At 49.0% G+C, this 1,899-nt stretch carries 2 protein-coding genes; both read right to left on the bottom strand.

Annotated features, from left to right (window positions below):
• The coding region (locus FKG94_RS28525; RefSeq protein WP_281284293.1) for an RHS repeat-associated core domain-containing protein at positions 1 to 443 on the bottom strand (443 nt) is incomplete at its 3' end.
• Between the two features lie 2 nt (positions 444 to 445).
• The coding region (locus FKG94_RS28520) for an outer membrane protein assembly factor BamB family protein (RefSeq protein ID WP_142930351.1) at positions 446 to 1,899 on the bottom strand (1,454 nt) is incomplete at its 5' end.

The raw sequence follows: 1,899 nt of genomic DNA, 5'->3' as shown, positions 1-1,899 counted from the left end.
GGATTGTTGTTCGCATACGCATAGCGATTAAAACTGACCGGATTATCAGCCTGAAAACCCACCGCGTCAATCCCCATAAACCGACCTATCGCGGGATCGTAATACCGGGCACCCATATACGTCAGACCAGTCGCCTCATCGTGAGGTTTACCGGTAAACGACAACGAATGCAGGCTGCCCTCGCCATCATCGACCTTATCACCGTAGGGACGATAGCTCTTTCGCCATAACAAGGCACCCGTTTCATCCGAAGCCGCCACCACCGAACCCGTCGCATCCGTGTGATAATAAGTGGTGGTTCTCTCGGCATAGGCACTATCTGTGCACAGATAGCCGATAAGAAGTAGCAATAAGATGACCAGTGGTCGGGAAAAACGCTCTATGCCAGCGGATGGCGTCTGCATGCTAAAGTCAGACGCCAGTGTCTTTATAGGCTTGTCCATGGTTAGTACCCCAGCAGAGAAAATGGATCGTTATCAGTAATAGAACTTTGCCATGCGGCCATCGGTGGACTGTACTGAGCCCACAGACCGACAGCATTGGCGAGCACGTTCACAGTGCCGCTGACACACATTCGGGGATTGTATCTATATGCCGCGGTTGGCACTCCGTCACCTTGAAAAACCTGCCCGACAAAATTTGCCATACCGGCGCTGGGTGCAGCGGGCAAATCGATGATAGGTAACATTGCTCCCCGAACAGAAATACCGGCGGCAGCAGCATCAACCTCCATCGGCCGCAAAGGTATTTCTTGCTTTTTACTACTCGCGTTTGCGGAATTGATCGTTATATCAAGCAGCCTTGTATAAAAATTAGCCCCTACGGAATGCTCGATGGCTACCGGAGAGACGTTATTGAGCGGAGAATGAACACTTTGCGCGGGTGCAAGAGCAGCTAAATCAAGCTGGTTGCCGGTGCGTTGTTTATCGCGCCCGAAGGTCGGCCAGGGACTGTCGGCTAAACCGCCGGCATTATCTGCAAACGCATAAATGACACCATTGCTAGTGCCGACATATACAGAACCGTCAGGAGCAACAATCGGGCTATAAAACGTCTCCTCTGAATCGTAAGACCATTTCAGACTACCATCGGCATTAAGGGCATAAAATTTCCCTCTGACCCAAAGAGAACCTATGTAAATAGTGCCATCTTTGGCAACAGCGGGAGTTAGAGGGAAGTTACTGCCGATGTCAAAAGACCATATAAAACCTCCAACAGAATTGACCGCATACAACATGCCATCTCGGGATGTAACATAAATGACATTTGCTTGGTCAATCACGGGAGAAGAGTGAATACCGCCCCCCGTAGCAAACGACCATATCAAGTTGCCGTTCGCATCTATCGCATAGAGATTCGAATCCATCGAGCCAATGTAGACATTACCCGAATCGTCCAATGCAGGTGAAGAATATGAGATTCTGTCACCCGTAGTATACTGCCATTTTAAATTACCATCGGGGCTAAGCGCATAGAGACTATTGTCGTCCGACCCGATATAGATAGTACCATCAACAGCAACTGCTGCTGAAGATGAAATATCTGCCCCTGTCGAATACGACCATTTAAGCGTACCGTCAGGGTTTAATGCATAAATATTATGGTCAGTTGATCCAATATATATTGTCCCATCACTGCCCAGCGCCGGCGATGATAAAACAGGTCCCCCAGTCGCATAAGACCACTTTACACTGCCGTCGGGATTGACAGCGTATAGGTTATTGTCATCAGAACCAATATAAATTACTCCATCTGCATCAATCGCGGGGGAGGAATCAATACCACCGCCTGCCTTGAATGACCATTTGACCCTGCCATCGGGATACACTCTATACAAACTGGCGTTATCCGTGCCAATGTAGATATTGCCATCTTCATCGATCGCCGGTGCAGAATACC

Source organism: Exilibacterium tricleocarpae (assembly GCF_007004655.1).
Taxonomy (GTDB): Bacteria; Pseudomonadota; Gammaproteobacteria; order Pseudomonadales; family Cellvibrionaceae; genus Exilibacterium; species Exilibacterium tricleocarpae.
This window is presented reverse-complemented; position numbering and strand designations above follow the sequence as displayed.